General features: G+C 43.3%; 16 protein-coding genes and 1 other annotated feature. Of the genes, 12 read left to right on the top strand and 4 right to left on the bottom strand.

Features of this window, described 5'->3' with window-relative positions; translation table 11 throughout:
* Positions 1-83: 83 nt before the first annotated feature.
* The 7 genes from MHH86_RS18415 to MHH86_RS18385 all read left to right on the top strand — a co-directional run bounded on the left by MHH86_RS18415 (position 84) and on the right by MHH86_RS18385 (position 7,980).
* On the top strand, positions 84-809 hold the full coding sequence (locus MHH86_RS18415; RefSeq protein WP_051491576.1) for a RecX family transcriptional regulator: 726 nt from the start codon (positions 84-86) through the stop codon (positions 807-809).
* Between the two features lie 319 nt (positions 810-1,128).
* Positions 1,129-2,670, top strand: a complete 1,542-nt coding sequence (rny, locus tag MHH86_RS18410) for a ribonuclease Y (protein WP_036689085.1) — start codon at positions 1,129-1,131, stop codon at positions 2,668-2,670.
* Positions 2,671-2,881: 211 nt separating this feature from the next.
* The gene (locus MHH86_RS18405; RefSeq protein ID WP_036688388.1) at positions 2,882-3,676 is read left to right on the top strand and encodes a TIGR00282 family metallophosphoesterase; all 795 of its coding nucleotides are present in this window, start codon (positions 2,882-2,884) and stop codon (positions 3,674-3,676) included.
* A gap of 199 nt (positions 3,677-3,875) precedes the next feature.
* Positions 3,876-4,136, top strand: a complete 261-nt coding sequence (locus tag MHH86_RS18400) for a stage V sporulation protein S (RefSeq protein WP_019910496.1) — start codon at positions 3,876-3,878, stop codon at positions 4,134-4,136.
* A gap of 120 nt (positions 4,137-4,256) precedes the next feature.
* The gene (locus MHH86_RS18395; protein ID WP_036688385.1) at positions 4,257-5,222 is read left to right on the top strand and encodes a dipeptidase; all 966 of its coding nucleotides are present in this window, start codon (positions 4,257-4,259) and stop codon (positions 5,220-5,222) included.
* A gap of 138 nt (positions 5,223-5,360) precedes the next feature.
* On the top strand, positions 5,361-5,933 hold the full coding sequence (locus tag MHH86_RS18390; protein WP_036688383.1) for a phosphate propanoyltransferase: 573 nt from the start codon (positions 5,361-5,363) through the stop codon (positions 5,931-5,933).
* A gap of 658 nt (positions 5,934-6,591) precedes the next feature.
* Positions 6,592-7,980 carry a DEAD/DEAH box helicase gene (locus MHH86_RS18385; RefSeq protein WP_036688380.1) on the top strand — a complete coding sequence of 463 codons (1,389 nt, stop codon included), beginning with the start codon at positions 6,592-6,594 and terminating at the stop codon, positions 7,978-7,980.
* Between the two features lie 187 nt (positions 7,981-8,167).
* Here MHH86_RS18385 and dapA read toward each other — a convergent pair whose 3' ends face one another.
* On the bottom strand, positions 8,168-9,064 hold the full coding sequence (dapA, locus tag MHH86_RS18380; protein WP_036688378.1) for a 4-hydroxy-tetrahydrodipicolinate synthase: 897 nt from the start codon (positions 9,062-9,064) through the stop codon (positions 8,168-8,170).
* Positions 9,065-9,185: 121 nt separating this feature from the next.
* On the opposite strand from dapA, the gene MHH86_RS18375 reads away from it, so the two are divergent.
* Positions 9,186-10,061, top strand: a complete 876-nt coding sequence (locus tag MHH86_RS18375; RefSeq protein WP_036688377.1) for a LysR family transcriptional regulator — start codon at positions 9,186-9,188, stop codon at positions 10,059-10,061.
* Here MHH86_RS18375 and MHH86_RS18370 read toward each other — a convergent pair.
* Complete coding sequence (locus MHH86_RS18370) at positions 10,032-10,454, bottom strand: VOC family protein (RefSeq protein ID WP_051491575.1); 423 nt, start codon at positions 10,452-10,454, stop codon at positions 10,032-10,034. The two genes, MHH86_RS18375 and MHH86_RS18370, sit on opposite strands and share 30 nt — an antisense overlap.
* 253 nt (positions 10,455-10,707) lie before the next feature.
* Between MHH86_RS18370 and htpG the strand changes: the two genes are divergently transcribed.
* The gene (htpG, locus tag MHH86_RS18365) at positions 10,708-12,588 is read left to right on the top strand and encodes a molecular chaperone HtpG (protein ID WP_036688374.1); all 1,881 of its coding nucleotides are present in this window, start codon (positions 10,708-10,710) and stop codon (positions 12,586-12,588) included.
* Between the two features lie 61 nt (positions 12,589-12,649).
* Here htpG and MHH86_RS18360 read toward each other — a convergent pair whose 3' ends face one another.
* A complete protein-coding gene (locus MHH86_RS18360) occupies positions 12,650-13,114 on the bottom strand; it encodes a DUF4362 domain-containing protein (protein WP_051491574.1) in 465 nt (154 codons plus the stop codon).
* Positions 13,115-13,239: 125 nt separating this feature from the next.
* Positions 13,240-13,501: a binding site (T-box leader), on the top strand.
* 43 nt (positions 13,502-13,544) lie between these two features.
* On the opposite strand from MHH86_RS18360, the gene metG reads away from it, so the two are divergent.
* A complete protein-coding gene (gene metG, locus MHH86_RS18355; RefSeq protein ID WP_339825408.1) occupies positions 13,545-15,191 on the top strand; it encodes a methionine--tRNA ligase in 1,647 nt (548 codons plus the stop codon).
* 8 nt (positions 15,192-15,199) lie between these two features.
* On the opposite strand, the gene MHH86_RS18350 is transcribed toward metG, so the two are convergent.
* On the bottom strand, positions 15,200-16,069 hold the full coding sequence (locus tag MHH86_RS18350; RefSeq protein ID WP_036688370.1) for a LysR family transcriptional regulator: 870 nt from the start codon (positions 16,067-16,069) through the stop codon (positions 15,200-15,202).
* Positions 16,070-16,219: 150 nt separating this feature from the next.
* On the opposite strand from MHH86_RS18350, the gene MHH86_RS18345 reads away from it, so the two are divergent.
* Together MHH86_RS18345 and MHH86_RS18340 are read left to right on the top strand one after the other, a co-directional pair.
* Complete coding sequence (locus MHH86_RS18345) at positions 16,220-17,956, top strand: ABC transporter ATP-binding protein (RefSeq protein ID WP_076106321.1); 1,737 nt, start codon at positions 16,220-16,222, stop codon at positions 17,954-17,956.
* Positions 17,953-19,692: an ABC transporter ATP-binding protein gene (locus tag MHH86_RS18340; RefSeq protein WP_076143864.1), complete on the top strand. Its 1,740-nt coding sequence runs from the start codon at positions 17,953-17,955 to the stop codon at positions 19,690-19,692. Before MHH86_RS18345 ends, MHH86_RS18340 begins: the two co-directional genes overlap by 4 nt.
* The last annotated feature ends 347 nt before the right edge of the window (positions 19,693-20,039 follow it).

Here is a 20,039-nt window from a genome sequence, read left to right as displayed (position 1 = left end):
TTGATTGTTGCAGGGTGTCTTTTCTTAACAAGTATTGAAAGTAAGACGATAACTGATCTATTGCTATGAGGTGACAAACAACTATGGTAATACAACTGGATTTTGAAGCAGAAGAACAAGATGAGCAGGTGTTATCTGATTTTCCTGAAGGAGAACTCTTAGAGATCACTAAAGTAGAACGTCAAAAGAAATCTGACCACCGTTATATCATACATTTCGGAGCATATAACATGACTGTGCACGAGGACGTCATGATTAAATATCGAATGATTACTGGTAATTCTTTTATGAAGGCTGATTTGGAAGAAATTGTTGTAGCTGATGAGCGTCAACGAGCTTATGTGGAAGGCCTCCGTTATCTTGAACGTAAACCACGCACCGCTATGGAAATGACTCGCCGTTTACGCCAGAAGGAAATAGGAGAGACTATTATTGCGGAAGTGGTGCAGCGGCTACAGCAGGAAAGATTTCTTGATGACCCTTTATATGCTAAGCAATGGGCGGAGCAACGAATAGCGAACCAGCGGAAAGGGAAGATGTGGATTCGACAAGAGCTACGTGAGAAGGGGATTGACAAAACCCTTATATCGGAAGCTTTGGAGAATATTACTCCTGAACAAGAGCTGGAGAGTGCACTCGAAACAGGGCGCAAGAAATGGAATCTCATCCGTGGAGACGCTTCAGATAAGCGAAGAAAGACTGGAGCCTTCCTTATGCGCCGTGGATTCTCGGGCGATATGGTTCGCCAAGTGATCAATACTTTACTTGCGGAAGACAATTATGAAGGTGAAGATGAGGAGTTTTACTAGAATCACTGATTCTCTTGACATTAATGCGTATATCGACTCTCTTGACAATGTCTTTTTATAAATAATAAAATATAACATGAATCGGCATAAAATTAGAATCCTTTTTCCTTCCCAAAAAGGAGACTGTTTTAAACGGTTCACGTACAACTCATATGAAATGTAATCGCCGGATAAGGCGGGCAGTGTGCATGTGCAGCATGTGCAGTATGGCAATCGGTTGTTTACCGGTTTTTTGTATGGTGATGAACGGATAGTTAAACAACTGCACAATTCCCAGGGATATACCTTGGAGAGGAACCAACGAGGAGGTGAACAGATGCTGGAATCATGGATCTGGGTCATTATCGTTCTCGTTGTAGCTGCAATATTCTTTGGGTTCGGTTATTTTATTCGTAAATCCCTTGCAGAAGCTAAAATCCAAAGCGCAGAAAGAGAAGCCGTTGTCATCGTTGAGAATGCGAAGAAGGACGCTGAGGCGCTGAAGAAAGAAACAGTATTGGAAGCTAAGGACGAAGTCCATAGAATCCGTACTGAAGCTGAGAAAGAAACTCGTGAACGTCGGAATGAAATCCAACGGCAAGAGAGACGTTTGCTGCAAAAGGAAGAATCTCTGGATAAAAAAATGGAATCGCTTGAAAGAAAAGAAGAACAAGTAGCTAACAAAGAGAAACGAATTGATGAAACCCAACAGCAAATTGATGTTATTTACAAAAACCAAGTCACTGAATTGGAACGTATCTCCAATTTAAGCATCGAAGATGCAAGAAGTATCATTCTTAGCAATGTTGAGCAAGAAGTTCGCCATGAAACGGCACAAATGATCAAAGAAATTGAACAGCAGGCGAAAGAAGAAGCGGATAAGAAATCCCGTGAAATCATTACACTCGCTATCCAACGCTGTGCAGCTGATCACGTGGCGGAAACAACGGTTTCAGTTGTTACGTTGCCGAATGAAGAGATGAAGGGTCGGATTATCGGTCGTGAAGGCCGTAATATTCGTGCGTTGGAAACTCTTACAGGTATCGACCTCATTATTGATGATACGCCGGAAGCAGTTATTTTGTCGGGATTTGATCCAATCCGCCGTGAAGTGGCCCGTACGGCACTTGAGAAATTGGTGGCTGATGGACGTATTCACCCCGCTCGTATTGAAGAGATGGTGGAGAAATCCCGCAAAGAAGTGGACGAACGGATTCGGGAATATGGTGAGCAAGCTACTTTCGAAGTGGGCGTTCACGGTTTGCATCCAGATTTGATCAAGATTCTGGGGCGTCTGAAATTCCGTACAAGCTATGGTCAAAATGTATTGAAGCACTCCATGGAGGTTGCTTATTTAACAGGACTGATGGCCGGTGAGCTTGGGGAAGACATCGTGCTTGCAAAACGTGCAGGATTACTTCATGATATCGGCAAAGCGCTGGATCATGAAGTGGAAGGTTCGCACGTTGAGATCGGCGTTGAACTAGCGAAGAAATATAAGGAACATCCGGTTGTTATCAACAGTATCGCATCTCATCATGGAGACTGCGAAGCTACCTCGGTTATTGCTATGTTGGTTGGTGCCGCTGACGCATTGTCGGCTGCTAGACCTGGTGCTCGCCGTGAAACACTGGAAACGTATATTAAACGTCTAGAGAAGCTGGAAGAAATCTCAGAGTCGTTCGAAGGCGTTGAGAAATCATTTGCTATTCAAGCGGGCCGTGAGGTGCGCGTGATGGTACAGCCAGAGAAGATTGACGATGCAGAGGCATTCCGTCTTGCTCGCGATATTACGAAGATGATTGAAAGTGAACTGGATTATCCAGGACATATCAAGGTTACCGTTATTCGTGAGACACGGGCTGTTGAATACGCTAAATAGGCAATAAGTAGATAACATACGCTTCGGAAATAACGATATTTATGATCGTTTCCTGGTACATGTTTCTGCTAGGAATATAAGGTTAAAGGATAAGATATAACTTATACTTTCTTATATTTGATGAAAATTGGCCCCTAAGCGGGGCCTTTTTTCTTTTAAATATGAAGACTTATCCGTTAGATGAAGAGGTTAAGATTAGGAGGAGAGAAACATTAAAGTACTATTCATTGGAGATATCGTAGGTAGTGTAGGTAGGAAGGCACTTCGGGAGATGTTGCCCTCATTAAAAAGCAAATATCAACCACATATAATCATAGTTAACGGTGAAAATTCTGCTGCCGGTAGAGGGATTACTAAAGCGATCGCAAATGAATTTTTTAACTGGGGCATTCACGGAATCACCATGGGTAATCACACATGGGACAACAAGGATATCTTCGAGTTTATCGACGATGAGGCCCGGATTATCCGTCCTGCTAATTTTCCTCCAGGAACACCAGGAAGAGGATATACGGTTGTTAAAGGTAACGGGAAAGAGCTGGCTATAGTTAACCTGCAAGGCCGTACATTTTTGCCTGCGATTGATTGCCCTTTCCGTGTGGGTGAAGAAATTGTGGAAGAGCTACGTAGAGATCATAAATGCATTCTCGTTGATTTCCATGCAGAGGTTACCTCCGAAAAAATCGCCATGGGCTATTTCATGGATGGTCGCGCATCAATTGTAGTTGGGACCCACACTCACGTGCAGACGAATGATGATGTGATTTTGCCAGGTGGAACGGCTTACTTGACCGATGCGGGTATGGTTGGTTCAAGCGAAGGGATTCTGGGTATGGAAAGAGATGCAGTACTTTATAAGTTCACTACACAGCTTCCAGCACGATTTGTTGTTGATGAAGGCAAATGGCAGCTTCACGGTTTATTTGCAGAATTAGACGAGAATACTGGCGCGGCTACCCGTCTGGAGAAAATACGGCTACGTGAAGATGAATGGGTAATGAGCTAGTAGTAGGATAAGATAAGTGATTTTCTGGGTAATTTCGCCGAATAAGGGTAAAGTGTGATATTTATTATATCGAAAAAGAGTATCTATTGTACCATTTTCTCCAGAGTAGTCCGCAAAAAGAAGGAATTATTTCTTCTCTCGCGAATAACATCTAAAGTAGTGGAAGAACACCATTATTTTCCCAGGGGAGGTACTTACTATGGATGTATTAAAAGTATCAGCTAAATCCAATCCAAATTCCGTCGCCGGCGCTTTAGCAGGTGTTCTTCGTGAACGTGGATCGGCCGAATTACAAGCTATTGGAGCTGGAGCACTGAATCAAGCAGTCAAAGCAGTTGCCATTGCCCGGGGATTTGTTGCACCAAGCGGAGTAGATTTGATCTGCATTCCGGCATTTACAGACATTGTGATTGATGGAGAGGATCGAACCGCGATTAAATTGATTGTAGAACCCAGATAATAGAAGCATAGAACGATGAACCTGTTTACTTATGTAAACAGGTTTTTTGCTTTTGGTATATAGTCTGGCGTTTTTAAGCATAGAATCTGGAATAGGGCTGCATGAAAGCGAGGGCTTGGGATGAGAACCGATAAGCTACAGGTTGCGGATTTTCATTGTGATGTGCTGAGTAAAATGCAAGCATCACCGGATATGGATTTTAAGAATGATCCCCGGTTGGATGTCACCGGAGAGAGGTTGGTAGCGGGCGGTGTAGAATTGCAGATTTTTGCGATATACCTTTCGGCAAGTAGAGGTAGACCTAGCTTTGAGAATGTTTTAGGACAAATTGATTTGTTCCGGCAAAAAATATTAGGCGCAGAGAGCCTTCAGTGGCTGCGTTGGAAGGAGGAGGTAGGTAAACGAGCAGTTGGAGCACCTCCATGGGGAATGCTCTCTCTGGAGGGTGTAGACGGTCTAGAAGGGAACCTATTTTATGCACAGCTCTGCTTTGAGCTTGGCGTGCGGTTTTTGGGGATCACTTGGAATTATGCCAATTGGGCAGCGGACGGAGTATTGGAGCAGCGCAACGGCGGATTTACGGAAAAAGGGCGAAAGCTGATCGAATGGTGCAACGACAGTGGAATGCTGCTTGATGTGTCGCATTTGTCTCAGGCAGGTTTTTGGGAGCTAGCCGACTTAAGCACACGTCCGTTTATAGCTTCCCATTCGAACGCCGCAGCAATCTGTGGGCATGTTAGAAATTTAAATGATGAACAGATTAAAGCTTTGATTGCAATGGACGGAAGAATGGGCCTGACCTTTTATCCGTGGTTTGTATGTGATGATGGAAAAGCTCGTATGGATGATTTATTAAAGCATATTGATCATGTATGTAGTCTGGGTGGCGAGAAACATATGATGTTTGGTTCGGACTTTGACGGCATTGACACTTGGGTAGAGAACATGGAGCATCCGGGAAAATACCCTGAGCTTGCCGAGCACCTGCTTCGTTACTATCCAGAAGCTTCCGTTAAAGGTTGGTTATATGAGAATGCGGTCTCCTACTTGCGTACAAACTTACCTTCACAGGTGTCTAAATCATGACAATCCTGTTCTAAAAGTATGAATTGTCGAAAAAAAGGCCCTCGTTATGATGTGGGGCTTTTTATTTTTGGTTAAGAAGATGTATAATGGTTAATGGCTTGTACAGATACTAGAGAAAATACAAGGAGTGACTTTACTATGAGTAAGACTGTACCCGTAGGTGTGTCGGCTAGACATATTCACCTTACGCAAGAGCATGTGGAGGCTTTGTTTGGCCCAGGATATCAACTAACGGAGTTCAAACCCCTCTCTCAACCAGGACAGTTTGCAGCAAATGAGCAAGTAGCAGTTATCGGCAGCAAAGGTAAATTTGACAAAGTAAGAATTTTGGGACCTGCTCGTCCGGCTTCCCAATTAGAAATTTCCCGTACTGACTCCTTCGCACTTGGCGTGAAAGCTCCAGTTCGCGAATCTGGAAATATTGATGGAACACCTGGCATTACGCTTAAAGGACCTGCTGGCGAAGTAGAATTGGAACAAGGCGTTATCATCGCCGCTCGTCACATTCACTTCCATACTTCTGAAGCTGAAGCTTGGGGCATTGCTGATAAGCAATTGCTTAAAGTTCGTCTCGGAGGCGATCGTGGTCTCGTATTGGAGAACGTAATTGCACGCGTATCAGACAGCTTTAAACTGGATATGCATATTGACACTGACGAAGCTAACGCTGCAGGTGCCAACAACGGCGATACTGCTGAAATCGTAGAATAGTCATCATAGTTATAGCAAAGATAAGAAGCGGGGGAGAAATCCTCCGCTTTTTTGTGCGTGTCTGATCCGCGTGCTGTAAGGATTGCGTGTCTGATCCGCGTGCTGTAAGGATTGCGTGTCTGATCTGCGTGCTGTAAGGATTGTGTGTCTGATCCGCGTGCTGTAAGGATTGTGTGTCTGATCCGCGTGCTGTAAAGTTTGCGTGGTTTACCCGACCGCTTGTACATATCGGACTGTATCGCAGCTATTTCAGCATTTTGATCTATTTTGCCAAGGTATCGGACCGCATAGCTCTTATTGCCTTATATTTGTCCTGAACTGGGCTTCGAAGGTGTGAATAACTGCATCTGAGTCCGATAGCATCGCCAAAAACCATGAATCTTCAAAATAAGGGCGTCTGAGTCCGATTGCTCAACAGGATCAACAGGATCAACAAAAGATACGCCCCAGGATAAATTGAGGAGGAGTATTTTACGGTTAGCAAAATATTTCTGTACGAGCAGAACGAATAGTATCCTGAAATGGATTTTTAATGAAAATTGGTGTAATGATAAAGAAAATCTATTATTATGTAACTTATTGTGTTATGATTATGGTTTATGACGTGACAAAAGGATTTATTGTTAAGAATATATGTATTAGAAATTAAGGAGACCCAATGACATTTAATGAACTGAATATTGTGCCTGCAATTTTGAAGGCTTTAAGCAAAGAAAACTATACATCACCTACACCAATACAGGAGCAGTCGATTCCAGCTGTATTAGCGGGTAGAGATTTACTTGGATGCGCGCAAACGGGAACAGGAAAAACAGCTGCATTTTCCGTGCCTATTATTCAATTGTTAAGCGAACAATCCAACCCAAACAAATCCAATAATGTGCGACGCATTCGCTCGTTGATTTTAACACCGACAAGAGAACTAGCGATTCAAATTGCTGATAACATAAAAGCGTATAGCCAATATACAGATATCCGCTCTGCTGCCATTGTTGGCGGTGTGTCACAGAAAGTGCAAGAGCGCGCACTGAATCAAGGTGCCGATATTCTTATTGCTACCCCTGGTAGACTTATCGACCTGATCAATCAGAAACGTGTAGATCTGCAATATGTACAAATTTTAGTTCTAGATGAAGCTGACCGGATGCTGGATATGGGCTTTATCCATGATGTGAAACGAATCATCGCCAAAATGCCTACGAAGAAGCAAACTCTGTTTTTCTCGGCAACGATGCCAACTGAAATCTCCAAATTGATCAAAACATTGCTTGTGAATCCAGTGAAGGTAGAGATCACACCCGTGTCATCTACTGCGGATAGAATCAATCAATCGATCTATTTATTAGAGAACGGAAATAAGCAAAACCAATTGAACCTGCTGTTACAGGATAAATCCATCGTCTCAGCTTTGGTGTTTACTCGTACCAAACGTGGTGCGGACCGTGTTACCCGCGATCTGGCTAAAGTGAACATTTCTGCTCAAGCCATACACGGCAATAAATCACAAAATGATCGCCAGAACGCCTTGCGGAATTTTAAAAGCGGTGCGACTCGTGTTCTCGTAGCTACGGATATAGCTGCCCGGGGAATTGATATTGATGAGCTGTCTCACGTAATTAACTTCAACTTACCGAACATTCCGGAAACCTATGTGCACCGGATCGGTCGTACAGGCAGAGCGGGATTGAGCGGAACGGCAATTTCTTTTTGCGAAGCTGAAGAGCTTCCTTTCCTTAAAGATATTGAAAAATTGATTGGAAAATCGATTCCGGAAGTTAAGGATCATCCTTATCCGATGTCTCGTAAAACGCAAATGAAGACAGATCGTTCGGCGAAACCGTCAGGTTCGAAAGCAGCAGCTTCGAGACCATCGTCTTCCAGACCGTCGAATTCCAAACCAGCAACTGCTAAACCTGCGGCAACAAAACCGGCAGCAACAAAATCAGCGGCATCCAAACCAGCTAAAGCAAAACCTAAGTCTAACCCTCCATTGAAGCCAAAGTCCGAGTGGTTCACAAAAGGAAGACAAAAAACGAGCAGCAGATAAGTAAGTTTGAATGCGTATCGTTTCTATAGCAAAATAAAAAAACGTCAGAGTAAATTGAACTGCACCCCAATTGTTAGCACAACTAACATTTGGAGGTGCAGTTTTTTATGTTTTATGTCCTGATGATTTACAACAAAAAACAGCCGCTAAACAGTTCCTCACTGTACAACGGCTGTTGTTATTTCATTTATGCGGTTGCTTCAATTGTATTGTCCTGAACATAGGGGCTCAGTTCTTGCTGAAGTCCTGTGCTGATGGAAGTCATAGGGAGGCGAAGCGTATCCGAGGATAGTAGGCCGTTTTGGTTAAGCATCCATTTAATTGGAGCGGGATTCGATTCCTTGAACAATAGGCGGATGATCGGCAGTAGTTGTTCAAAGCTTTCTTTAGCGAAGTCCACTTGACCAGATGTAAAGGCTTCAAAGATACGAAGGCATTCTGCCGGATAAACGTTGGCAGTAGCGAGCATACCCCCAGCTGCTCCGCAGCTAAGCATTTCATAAAAGAGGGAATCATCGCCGCCAAGCACAGGTTTGGCACCTGTACGGACTAACTCTGTAACCATTTTTGTACTGCCTGAGCAGTCTTTTAAACCGACAACATTATTCATTTCTAGGATTGTACGTGCAGTATCTACCGTCATGGCGGTACCTGTACGACTTGGAATATCATAAGCCATGATTGGTATGCCTACTTCTGCAGCTTTGCGGAAATGGGCAATGATACCCTCTTGTGAAGGACGACTATAATAAGGTACGACTACTAGTGCACAATCAGCACCAAGGTTTGCAGCAATTTCCGTGCGTGCAACCGTAGAGGCTGTATCATTGGTACCTGTACCAACTACTAAGGGGATTGATGTGGATTGTAGAAGCTCACGGGAAGTGTTTACTAGAAGCTGCATTTCATTTACGGTTACAGTGGGCGATTCTCCGGTGGTTCCATTAACGACCAGACCTTGTATGCTGTTGTTAATAATGTTCTTTACATAACGCTGATACGAATCCAAATCAACTTCACCAGCAGCATTGAACGGGGTGACCACGGGGACATAAACTCCATAAATCTGTTGTTCTGTAAGCATAAATTATCGGCCTCCAAAATATTTTAATTCCTCTACATACACTTTACCATGGAAAGTAGCATCGTCGTTAGCTATAATAAATGATATGGATCATCAAAAATATTGATGTTAGGGTGAGGTAATGGATTTAACCTATTTACGAACCTTCCGCGAGGTGGCTAAACGTCAGAGCTTTACGCGAGCTGCTGAAGAATTGGGATATGCACAATCAAGTGTGACGATGCAGATACAGAAGATAGAGAAGGAATATGGAGTACCTTTAATAGAGAGGCATGGCCGTCAGCTGCGGCTTACCCCGCCAGGAGAAGAGTTATTGAAGCTGTTCGTGGAGATTTTGGATTTGTATGATCGTTCAAAAGAAACCATCGCCCAGCAAATCGGAGGAACGATAACTATTGGGACGATAGATTCTTTAGCGGCCTTTTATTTACCTCCTTACCTGCAGCAGCTAAGGACTAAATTTCCGAAGCTGGATATTCATCTGCAAACGATGCAGGAAGCTAATCTTCTTGCCAAAATAAAAGATGGCGAAGTAGATCTAGGCTTAATGTTGGATCGCACCACTGCGGATTCCATCCTTGAGCGTACGATCGTCAGAGATGAGCCGCTTGTATTGATAGCCCCCATTCATCATCCGCTTGCCCAGATGGATACGGTAACCCTAAACGATCTGAATAACTGTGAGCTAATAGTCTCGGAGGAAAGCTGTATTTACCGCAGTCTGTTCGAGAATTTGTTAAAAGAGCACGGGATCATATTCCGCATAGGTTTTGAGCTTTCGAATCTGGAGGCCATCAAACGTTGTGTAATGAATGGTCTTGGAATTGCTTTGTTACCAAAAATCGTGGCAGAGGAAGAAATTGAACGAGGAAGCTTGGCGGAGCTGTCCTTTATTCATCCCGAAATTCACTTTGATCTGCAGCTTCTGATGCACCCTAAGAAGTGGAAATCACAACCGCTGCAATTTTTAATCCAAATGTTGCTTGCAAATCATTAATTTATTCCCATCAGGATCTTTCACAACAAACCAATGCTCATCTTGAATTTCAGTTACTAGCTCTACACCGAGAGCCTTCACATAATTGAAAGAGGCTTGCAAATCATCGGTCAGTAACAAAAAAGCTGGTGTTGTAATGGGCGGTGTTCCTTCAGGTTCTAAGCCGCCCCACAACGGCATGGTATCCAGGATGATTCCAGTGTTTCCCTGCATAGGCAGCGGGCATAAATGACCGTTCATGATCTTACAATCTGTCTCTGGAAGCCCCAGGACTTGGCAATACCAGCGACGGGATTTTTCAATATCATGTACGGGAATGAATACACTGCCAATTAAGTTCTTTACGGGGCTTTTTATTGTGGAATTTAAAGCGGACATTGCTTGTTCATTCATTTAAAGACCTCCCAAATCCGAAATGTATAAACCTTTATTTGGAAATTATGTATCTAATCTATTTAAATCATACAATCAATAGGATTGCAAGGGAATTGTAAATGGTTATATTTTCATATGAAAGTAGCCAAAAAATTTGACATTGAAAATCAGTTTATGTTATATAAAAAGAAGAATTAGCACTCATCTAAGAAGAGTGCTAATCACGGAATGATGAATAATAAGGTTATTTTGAAAGGAGATTTATTTATTCATGGCCAAAAAAGAGTTTAAAGCCGAATCGAAAAGATTGCTGGAAATGATGATTAACTCCATTTATACTCAACGGGAAATTTTCCTGCGTGAACTGATTTCCAATGCAAGTGATGCGATTGATAAGATCTATTACAAAGCCTTAGCTGATGAAGGCCTGGTCTTCAATAAAGAGGATTATTATATTAAAGTGACCGCCGATAAGGCGAACAGAACCTTGACGATTTCCGATACAGGTATCGGGATGACACAAGAAGAGCTGGAGAATAACTTAGGAATTATCGCGAAGAGTGGATCTCTTGCTTTTAAGAAAGAGAACGAAGCTAAAGATGGCCACAACATCATCGGACAGTTCGGGGTGGGCTTCTACGCTGCGTTTATGGTGGCTGATGACGTTATAGTGATCAGTAAGGCATTAGGAAGCGACGAGGCCTTTAAATGGGAGTCTAAGGGCGCTGACGGCTATACCATCGAGACTGTTGAGAAGGATTCTGTCGGCACTGATGTGATTTTGAAGATTAAAGAGAATACTGAAGAAGATCAATATGATGAATATTTGGAAGAATATCGCCTGAAATCCATCATTAAAAAATACTCCGACTTCATCCGTTTCCCAATCAAAATGGACTTGAAGGAACAAAAGCCAAAAGAAGGCACGGAGAATGAGTTCGAAGAAGTTGTTCAAGAACAAACCGTAAACAGCATGGTGCCAATCTGGCGCAAGAACAAAAGCGAGCTGACTACAGAAGATTACGATAACTTCTATGCAGAGAAACGTTACGGCTTCGATAAGCCGCTTAAACATATTCATATCAGTGCTGATGGTGCTGTAGTGTACAATGCGATTTTGTTCATCCCAGAAAATACACCGTTTGACTATTACACAAAGGAATATGAAAAAGGTCTTGAGCTCTATTCCAACGGTGTGTTGATCATGAACAAATGTGCGGATCTGCTGCCTGATTACTTCAGTTTTGTAAAAGGTATGGTGGACTCAGAGGATCTTTCCTTGAACATTTCCAGAGAGATGCTCCAGCATGACCGTCAGCTGACTTTGATCGCTAAGAATATTAAGAATAAAGTGAAAAGCCAACTGCAAAGCCTGCTGAAGGATGAAAGAGAGAAATATGAGCAGTTCTATAATGCTTTTGGCAGACAGCTTAAGTTTGGTGTTTATAACGATTATGGGATGCACAAAGACACCCTCCAAGATTTACTGATGTTCTACTCCTCCAAGGAGAAGAAGCTGGTTACGCTGGACGAATACGTCTCAAGAATGCCAGAAGATCAGAAGTATATCTACTATGCTTCCGGAGAGTCGATCGACAGAATCGAGAAGCTCCCGCAAACCGAGCTTGTATCGGATAAAGGGTATGAAATTCTCTACTTCACTGATGATATTGATGAATTTGCGATCAAGATGATTCAGTCTTATAAGGAAAAAGAATTTAAATCCGTATCCAGCGGAGATCTGGGGATCGAAGCCGACGAAGCGGACAAGCCAACGGAAGCGGAAGAGAACGAAAACAAGGAGCTTTTTGAAGCGATGAAGGACATCCTGTCCGGCAAAGTGAAAAATGTTAAAGCTTCCAAACGTTTAAAGACTCATCCGGTATGTCTCTCTGCAGAAGGTGAGCTGACGATCGAGATGGAGAAAATTCTGAAATCGATGCCGAATGGCCAAGAGGTGCAAGCGGATAAGGTACTTGAAATCAACATCCATCACGAAGTATTCCAGTCCTTGAAGGCGGCAGCAGAGAACGACAAAGAAAAGCTCGGTTTATACACGAACCTGCTGTACAACCAAGCGCTGTTGATCGAAGGTCTACAGGTTAGTGATCCTGTTCAATTCACCAATGATATTTGCAAAATCATGAAATAATATGAAGTACAGAGACCATCCAATTGTATTATGATTGGGTGGTCTTTTTTATTTCAGCATTTCATTTTGTTGTGCGAAAAAGGTAGTAATCAATTTCAGAGTCATTATTTGTGCAACCGCTGATCGAATAGATAATTTCACCTTGTGTGCTTTTTTTACTCGTCACTTCGGAGCAGGTATCGGTTCTGACTCCTGTGTTGCTTCCACCGAATGCATCATTAGAGGTATCATAGCTATAATTAATCACGTTACCGTCAAATTTCAAATCCTTAAATATAGGATCGCCTTCATCTGTGTAACTTGTAACGCGTATATTGTCTGCTTTTTTGCTGGAGAGATTCGTTATAAATTGCTCGAATTTATCGAGGTTGTACACTTTTTCCCAAGAAACAATATCCCCTCTACTGATGGCTTCTTTGGAAGTATAGGGCTCACTTTTAGGTACAGAATTGACTTGATTATCGGAGCAACCCCATACCCCTGCTAGTAAAAGAACAGAGAGTGTAAGCAAATTTACCTTTTTCACTGAGGGACCTCCTTGTAACGTATTTATATAAAAGACGGAGATTAACTGGAAAAGTTACAGTGAGCTTGATTTTTCACATTGACAATAAACAACAAATTGATTATTATTTTCTCTAACTTGAATATGTAAAAGCAAAGAAGAGAAAGAGTACCACGGCAATTCTTTCAACAGAGAGCTCCGGTCGCTGAAAAGGAGTAAAGAAAACCCTTGGGAATATGGTCTCAGAGCTGCGCATCGAAACCTTATGGGTTGTAGGCTGCGCCGGAACCTGCATCCGTTACAGTGCTAGGGTATAAACGTTAATTAACGTCGTACCTGAAGAGGTAAATGTCATGAGGCATTTATAAAATTAGGTGGTAACACGTGAGTAGAACTCTCGTCCTTTGTGGATGGGAGTTTTTTTGTTGTCAAAAAAAGGAGGAGAAGGTTAATGAGTAATGTGTTTATAGGTGGTGCTTGGCCGTATGCGAATGGATCTTTACATCTTGGGAGATTATCAAGTGTGTTGCCTGGGGATGTGCTGGCACGATATTTTCGCTCCAAAGGGGATAACGTATTATATGTATCAGGCAGTGATTGCCATGGCACACCCGTAGCGGTTCAGGCTGCGAATGAAGGGATTACACCCGGAGCTTTTGCAAGCAGATATCATGAGGAGTTTCTGAAGTGTTTTAAACAGCTGGGATTTAGTTATGATCTATATACTCGAACGGATCAACCGCAGCATCATAAGGTCGTGCAAGAGTTGTTTACAAAGCTACTAGAGAATGGTCATTTACATAAAAAAACCATTGCGCAATGTTACTGCGAGGTGGATCAGCGCTTTTTGCCAGACAGATATGTGGAAGGGACTTGTCCGGTATGTGGCCAGCGGGCGCGAGGGGATCAATGTGATTATTGTTCTACGATTCTAGATCCTGCCGATTTGTTAGACAGAGTCTGCAAATTATGTGGTAATACACCATCAGAAAGGCCGACAGAACATTATTATCTTAGCTTATCTAATTTTCAGTCTGAATTAACGGAATATGTAGAGGAAGCACAATTTTGGAGAGATAACGCTATAAAACTGACCAAACGTTATTTACAAGAAGAGCTGCAGGACCGCGCGGTAACAAGAGACTTGTCTTGGGGTGTAGATGTTCCTGTGGCTGGATTTGAAGATAAAAAGATTTATGTTTGGATTGAGGCGGTAAGTGGTTATTTATCAGCCAGTAAGCAGTGGGCTGCACAGTCCGGAGGAAGCTGGGAGGATTTTTGGTTAGAGGAAAAAGGGGAGATTACTGCTTATTATGTGCATGGTAAAGACAATATTCCTTTTCACACTTTAATATGGCCGGCTGTGTTATTAGGAGCTGGAGGTCTGCATTTACCGGACAGGATTATATCTAGCGAATATTTAACCCTTGAAGGGCAGAAGTTCTCCACTAGCCGAAACTGGGCGGTCTGGGTACCTGATATTTTAGAGCGGTATCAGCCAGATTCTATTCGTTATTTCTTAATTGCTAATGGACCCGAGAAGCGGGACACGGATTTTTCCTGGAGAGAGTTTATTTATAGCCATAATGGAGAGCTGCTTGGAGCATTTGGTAACTTTGTGAACCGTTCATTGGCTTTTGTAGATAAGTTTTATGAAGGGAAAGTGCCGAATGGGCAATTGGATAAGGGGTGGAATGACAACATTGACCTCTTGTATCTCGAATCAGGGCGGCTTATTGAGGCTGGGAATCTAAAAGATGCGCTGGAGTATATTTTTTCTTATGTGCGCAAGGCAAACCAGTATTTCGACCTGCAAAAACCATGGATACAGATAAAAGAGGATCAGGTTTCTTGTGATTCTGCAATATACACATGTGTGCAGATTATTGCGAACCTAGCGAATTTGTTACATCCGTTTCTGCCGTTCTCTTGTGACAAGATCAGGGGGTTCCTGTCGTTAGAACTACCGAATTGGCAGCCTTGCTCGGTACCCCCTTACCAACAGGTTACTGATTTACAATTATTGTTTGAACGAATTGATATTAACCGTATTAAAGAAGAAGAGGATAGGCTCGTTCAACAGCAAGTGAATAAATAGAGCTGGTATTATCCATTCTTGAAACTCTCAATAAACTTTGAAGCCAATGATGACAAGTATTTATCCTTAATCCAGACGGCGGCGACCCGCGTGCGTAGTGATTCACTACTAATTTCTTTATAGATCAAATTACTATTACTCGTTAATTCGAAAGCGGATTTGGGGATGATTCCGATGCCAAGACCAGCGTTTGCCCAGAGCAGTGTTGTTCTAGCATCATCATTCATACAGAAAATCAGCGGATCAAAGCCGTTCTCAAGACATGTTTCCCGGATAAGCTGCTCAAAACGGCGGTAGATAATAAGCGGCTTATCCTTTAGCTCACCGATCTCAATAAAGTTTTCATCCGTTTTCCAGTCATACTCAGGTGTCATTACGGCAATCATAGGTTCAGCTTGTGTGTAAAGACATTCTAAATTTGTACCATTAAAGGGTGTCCTAACAATCCCGACTTCGACAATGCCTTTATTCAAGAGGTCAATGATTCTAAAGGTATTTCCTTCATGAATCTCAAACTTCACACCTTTATAGGTTTTGTGAAATTCACATAGCCGATCTTGAAGCAACGTAGCTCCAGAGGAAGAAACTGTACCAATGGCTAGGGTTCCTTTTAAACCTTTGACAAAATCAGTGAGCTCACGGGCAGTGGAATCTGCCAGCTCCAGAATTTGTTGGGCACGGTCCCGCAAAATGGCTCCAGCTTCAGTGAGCTGCACGCTGCGTGGACCTCGTTCCACTAGCTTTACACCGAGTTCTTCCTCCAGGAGCTTTAGCTGCTGGCTCAGTGGAGGCTGGGCCATTTGCAGTTTTTTGGCTGCAGATGTGATCTGTCCTTCCTCAGCTATCGCCATAAAATATTTAAGCTGTCTAATATCCATATAAAAATCCTCCGAACTTGAGATATGCTAATCGTATGGGAGCGATACGAATCCAATATTATTAATATGTGAGTAGATATGCCATAATCATAACTGTTCTTATACATATTTCAAGTGGTTAAATACTTCTTATGTTGGGTGTGGATAAATTTGTTCAAAATTGCAGTATATTTAAAGCCGTACAAAAAAGAAGCGATCATTGGACCGATCTTCAAACTGATGGAAGCGATTCTGGAGCTGATTTTGCCTACCATTGTCGCATTGATCATCAACAACGGGGTTGGCAATCATGACAGCGCCTATGTTTACCGCATGGGTGGCCTAATGGTTCTGATGTCACTGCTTGGCTTCGGCTGCTCCATGGTATGCCAATACTATGCAGCCCGGGCTTCACAGGGATTCGGTACGACACTACGCAATAAGATGTTTAGACATATTACATCCTTGTCGTATGCTGAACTGGATACCTTAGGTACGCCTACACTGATTAATCGGATTACCAATGACGTAAACCAGCTGCAAATTGCTGTGGCCATGCTGATTCGTCTAGTTATTCGTGCACCGTTTATCTGCATCGGGGCTATCCTAATGTCCATGATTTTGGATTTTAGATTATCGCTGATTCTAATAGCGGCAACACCGGTTTTTGGCATTATTTTATATTTTATTATCACCCGCAGTGCTCCTTTGTACCGAAAATACCAGCAGAAGCTGGATGCCCTTGCGCTCGTACTGAGTGAGAATTTATCGGGGATTCGAGTGATTCGTGCTTTTGCCAAAAGACGTACAGAAAAAGAACGTTTTGATGCCTCATCTGATGATTTGACTACTACGGCGATCCGGGTTTCGCGGATTTCTGCTTTGCTTGGGCCGATGACTACACTTGTAGTAAATGCGGCGATCATAGCTATTTTGTGGGTAGGCGGAATTCATATCGATGGGGGCCGATTGTCTCAAGGGGAGATCATTGCCTTCATCAATTACATCACTCAGATCTTGCTGGCGCTGATAGTGGTCTCCAACTTGGTTATTATTTTTACAAAAGCCTCATCCTCAGCGAATCGTGTGAATGAAGTGCTTGGTGTTAAGGTATCCGTGTCCGAGGAAGGAAATGCATTGATTGCAGAACCTGCCCCTGCTGCCCCTGCTATACAATTCGATCACGTATCCTTTGGGTATAATACGACAGGTGAATCGGCATTAGAGGATATATCTTTAGTAATTAATCGCGGAGAGACCGTGGGCCTGATTGGCAGTACGGGTTCAGGTAAGTCTACTTTTGTGAATTTGATCCCTCGTTTTTATGATGTGGTGCAAGGTGAAGTGAAAGTGGATGGTGTGGATGTCAGAGATTACAAGCTGCACCAGCTTCGTGAGAAAATAGGGATTGTACCGCAAAAAGCTGTGCTGTTTACAGGAACAATCGCTGAGAATATACGTTGGGGTAAGGAAGATGCAACTGAGGAAGAAATCATGCAGGCAGCCTCTATCGCTCAAGCGGAGGAGTTTATACGTAAATTACCCGAAGGCTTGAATACGCAAGTATCTCGTGGTGGATTAAATTTATCCGGTGGACAAAAGCAGCGCTTAACCATAGCTCGTGCAGTAGTAGGTAAGCCATCGATTCTTATTTTGGATGACTCCTCCAGTGCGCTGGATTTCTCCACAGATGCGGCACTTCGAAAGGCTCTTAAAGAGAGCAGCCAGGAAATGACCGTGCTCCTTGTCTCGCAGAGGGTAAGCACTGTAAGACAAGCGGATAAAATAATGGTATTTGAGGAAGGGCGGATCGCCGGTGTCGGAACCCATGAGGAGCTGATGCGGGGTTGTGAAGAGTATAAAGAAATCTGCCTGTCCCAGCTATCAAGTGAGGAGTCGGGCCAATGAACAAAAACAACATTTGGAAAAGACTTATTGTATACACAGGGCATTATAAAAAAATAGCTATAGGCGCAGTAATCTGCGCAATACTCAGTGTGATTGCCAGTCTAATTGGCCCGTTGCTTATCGGCAGCGCCATCGATTTTATGATCGGGCCGGGAGAGGTTGATTTTGACGCCGTACTTAGACTGCTTTTGATTCTGGCAGGGGTGTATATCGTCGGCAGCTTTTTCGGATGGCTTCTTACCTACCTGACTAATCGAATTGCCTACCGGACTGTATATGACTTACGGCGGGAGCTTTTTGATAAATTAAATGTTTTGCCGCTGAAATTTCATGATAACCACCCGCAAGGGGACAGCATCAGCCGGTTTGTTAATGACATGGATGCGGTCTCTGATGGACTGCTGCAAGGCTTCTCAACACTGCTCACGGGGATCATCACCATCGTGGGGGCGATTGTACTCATGTTGTACATTAGTCCTTTAATGACCTTAGTTGTTCTTCTGTCAGCACCCGTTACATTTTTTGTGGCAAGATTCATTACGATGCGCTCCCAGAAGATGTTTAAGGAGCAGGCTAAAATTCTGGGCGGTCTCAACGGATATGTGGAGGAAATGATTGGCGGACAAAAAGTGGTCACAGCTTATCATTATGAAGACCGTGCACTGACCCAGTTTGAAGAACGAAACGAGACTTTGTACCAGACTGGTGTGAAATCACAATTTTACGGTTCCTTGTCCAATCCGACAACACGGTTAGTAAATAATATTACCTTCTCTGTTATCGCGATGATCGGAAGTGTTATGGTGATTCGCGGGTTTGTGACGGTAGGGGATTTGTCCAGCTTTTTGATCTTCTCCAACTTGTTTGCTAAGCCGTTTAATGAAATTACAGGTGTGATTACGCAGCTTCAATCGGCAACAGCATCAGCGCAGCGAATTTTCGCCATTCTAGACCTATCGCCAGAACCAGCTGATGCAACAGACGCCAAAATTATGAATACAAGTCAAGGAACGATTACTTTTGAAAAAGTATCCTTTGCTTATAATCCTGAACGTCCTCTGATTAATGATTTCAGTCTGGAAGTGAAACCAGGTACCCGGGTTGCAATTGTAGGGCAGACGGGAGCGGGGAAGACGACACTGGTTAATCTGCTTATGCGTTTTTATGATGTGGATAGGGGTTCCATCAAGATTGACGGCGTGGATATCAAGACGATTACCCGGGACAGTCTGCGGCGTAATTTCGGGATGGTGTTGCAGGACACTTGGCTGTTTGGCGGCACAATTAGAGAAAATATTGCCTACGGCAAACCTGAGGCTACCGAAGAAGAGGTCATCGCTGCTGCAAAGGCTGCTAATGCTCATAGCTTCATTAAACGCCTGCCTGAGGGATATGATACGAAGATCAGTGGCTCAGGAGATAATTTGTCGCAAGGACAAAAGCAGCTGCTAACCATAGCACGAGTGATGCTCGTAGATCCACCTATGCTCATTTTGGATGAAGCCACCAGCAGTATTGATACGCTGACTGAGGTACGGATTCAGAAGGCTTTTCTAAAAATGATCGCAGGCCGGACCAGCTTTGTAATTGCCCACCGTTTGTCAACGATTCGAGAATCGGATCTCATTCTTTTCATGAAGGACGGAGACATTGTGGAGAGTGGTACGCATGACCAACTCCTAGCCAGCGGTGGATATTACGCCAGATTATATAACAGTCAGTTCGCATCAGCGTAGACTTTGCATTTAGAAAAAAGAGCATTCAATCCCGAATTTGGGGGTGAATGCTCTTTTTGTCGGGTGGATAGTTAGTTTGGCTAAGCTTAGCTTAGCTTACCTTACCTTACCTTACCTTACTGTTGCGGACCGTATTGCAGCTAAATAGTGTTTTTGGCGCCGTTCCCCAAAGTAACGGACTGCATAGCACTTATTCGGCTGATTTTGCAGCAAAAAGGAGCGGATATGGCACAATAGCTGCATCTGAGTCCGAACGGAGTGGAAAAGGGTGGGATTTTGCGAAATAAGGGCGCCTCGGTCCAATACGTTGCAATGGCAGCCATCGCCAAAGGTAGATTGCTTCTGTT

Origin of the sequence: Paenibacillus sp. FSL F4-0097, from assembly GCF_038593125.1 — a bacterium.
Taxonomy (GTDB): Bacteria; Bacillota; Bacilli; order Paenibacillales; family Paenibacillaceae; genus Paenibacillus_AQ; species Paenibacillus_AQ odorifer.
Note: the sequence above shows the minus strand (reverse complement) of the source record. Positions and strands in the feature narration are given on the sequence as shown.

What these genes read in the sequence shown, in the direction of transcription:
- MHH86_RS18415 (WP_051491576.1), top strand. Translation starts at nt 84, where the DNA reads ATGGTAATACAACTGGATTTTGAAGCAGAAGAACAAGATGAGCAGGTG.
- MHH86_RS18400 (WP_019910496.1), top strand. Translation starts at nt 3,876, where the DNA reads ATGGATGTATTAAAAGTATCAGCTAAATCCAATCCAAATTCCGTCGCC.
- MHH86_RS18395 (WP_036688385.1), top strand. Translation starts at nt 4,257, where the DNA reads ATGAGAACCGATAAGCTACAGGTTGCGGATTTTCATTGTGATGTGCTG.
- MHH86_RS18390 (WP_036688383.1), top strand. Translation starts at nt 5,361, where the DNA reads ATGAGTAAGACTGTACCCGTAGGTGTGTCGGCTAGACATATTCACCTT.
- MHH86_RS18385 (WP_036688380.1), top strand. Translation starts at nt 6,592, where the DNA reads ATGACATTTAATGAACTGAATATTGTGCCTGCAATTTTGAAGGCTTTA.
- dapA (WP_036688378.1), bottom strand. Translation starts at nt 9,064, where the DNA reads ATGCTTACAGAACAACAGATTTATGGAGTTTATGTCCCCGTGGTCACC.
- MHH86_RS18375 (WP_036688377.1), top strand. Translation starts at nt 9,186, where the DNA reads ATGGATTTAACCTATTTACGAACCTTCCGCGAGGTGGCTAAACGTCAG.
- MHH86_RS18370 (WP_051491575.1), bottom strand. Translation starts at nt 10,454, where the DNA reads ATGAATGAACAAGCAATGTCCGCTTTAAATTCCACAATAAAAAGCCCC.
- htpG (WP_036688374.1), top strand. Translation starts at nt 10,708, where the DNA reads ATGGCCAAAAAAGAGTTTAAAGCCGAATCGAAAAGATTGCTGGAAATG.
- metG (WP_339825408.1), top strand. Translation starts at nt 13,545, where the DNA reads ATGAGTAATGTGTTTATAGGTGGTGCTTGGCCGTATGCGAATGGATCT.
- MHH86_RS18350 (WP_036688370.1), bottom strand. Translation starts at nt 16,069, where the DNA reads ATGGATATTAGACAGCTTAAATATTTTATGGCGATAGCTGAGGAAGGA.
- MHH86_RS18340 (WP_076143864.1), top strand. Translation starts at nt 17,953, where the DNA reads ATGAACAAAAACAACATTTGGAAAAGACTTATTGTATACACAGGGCAT.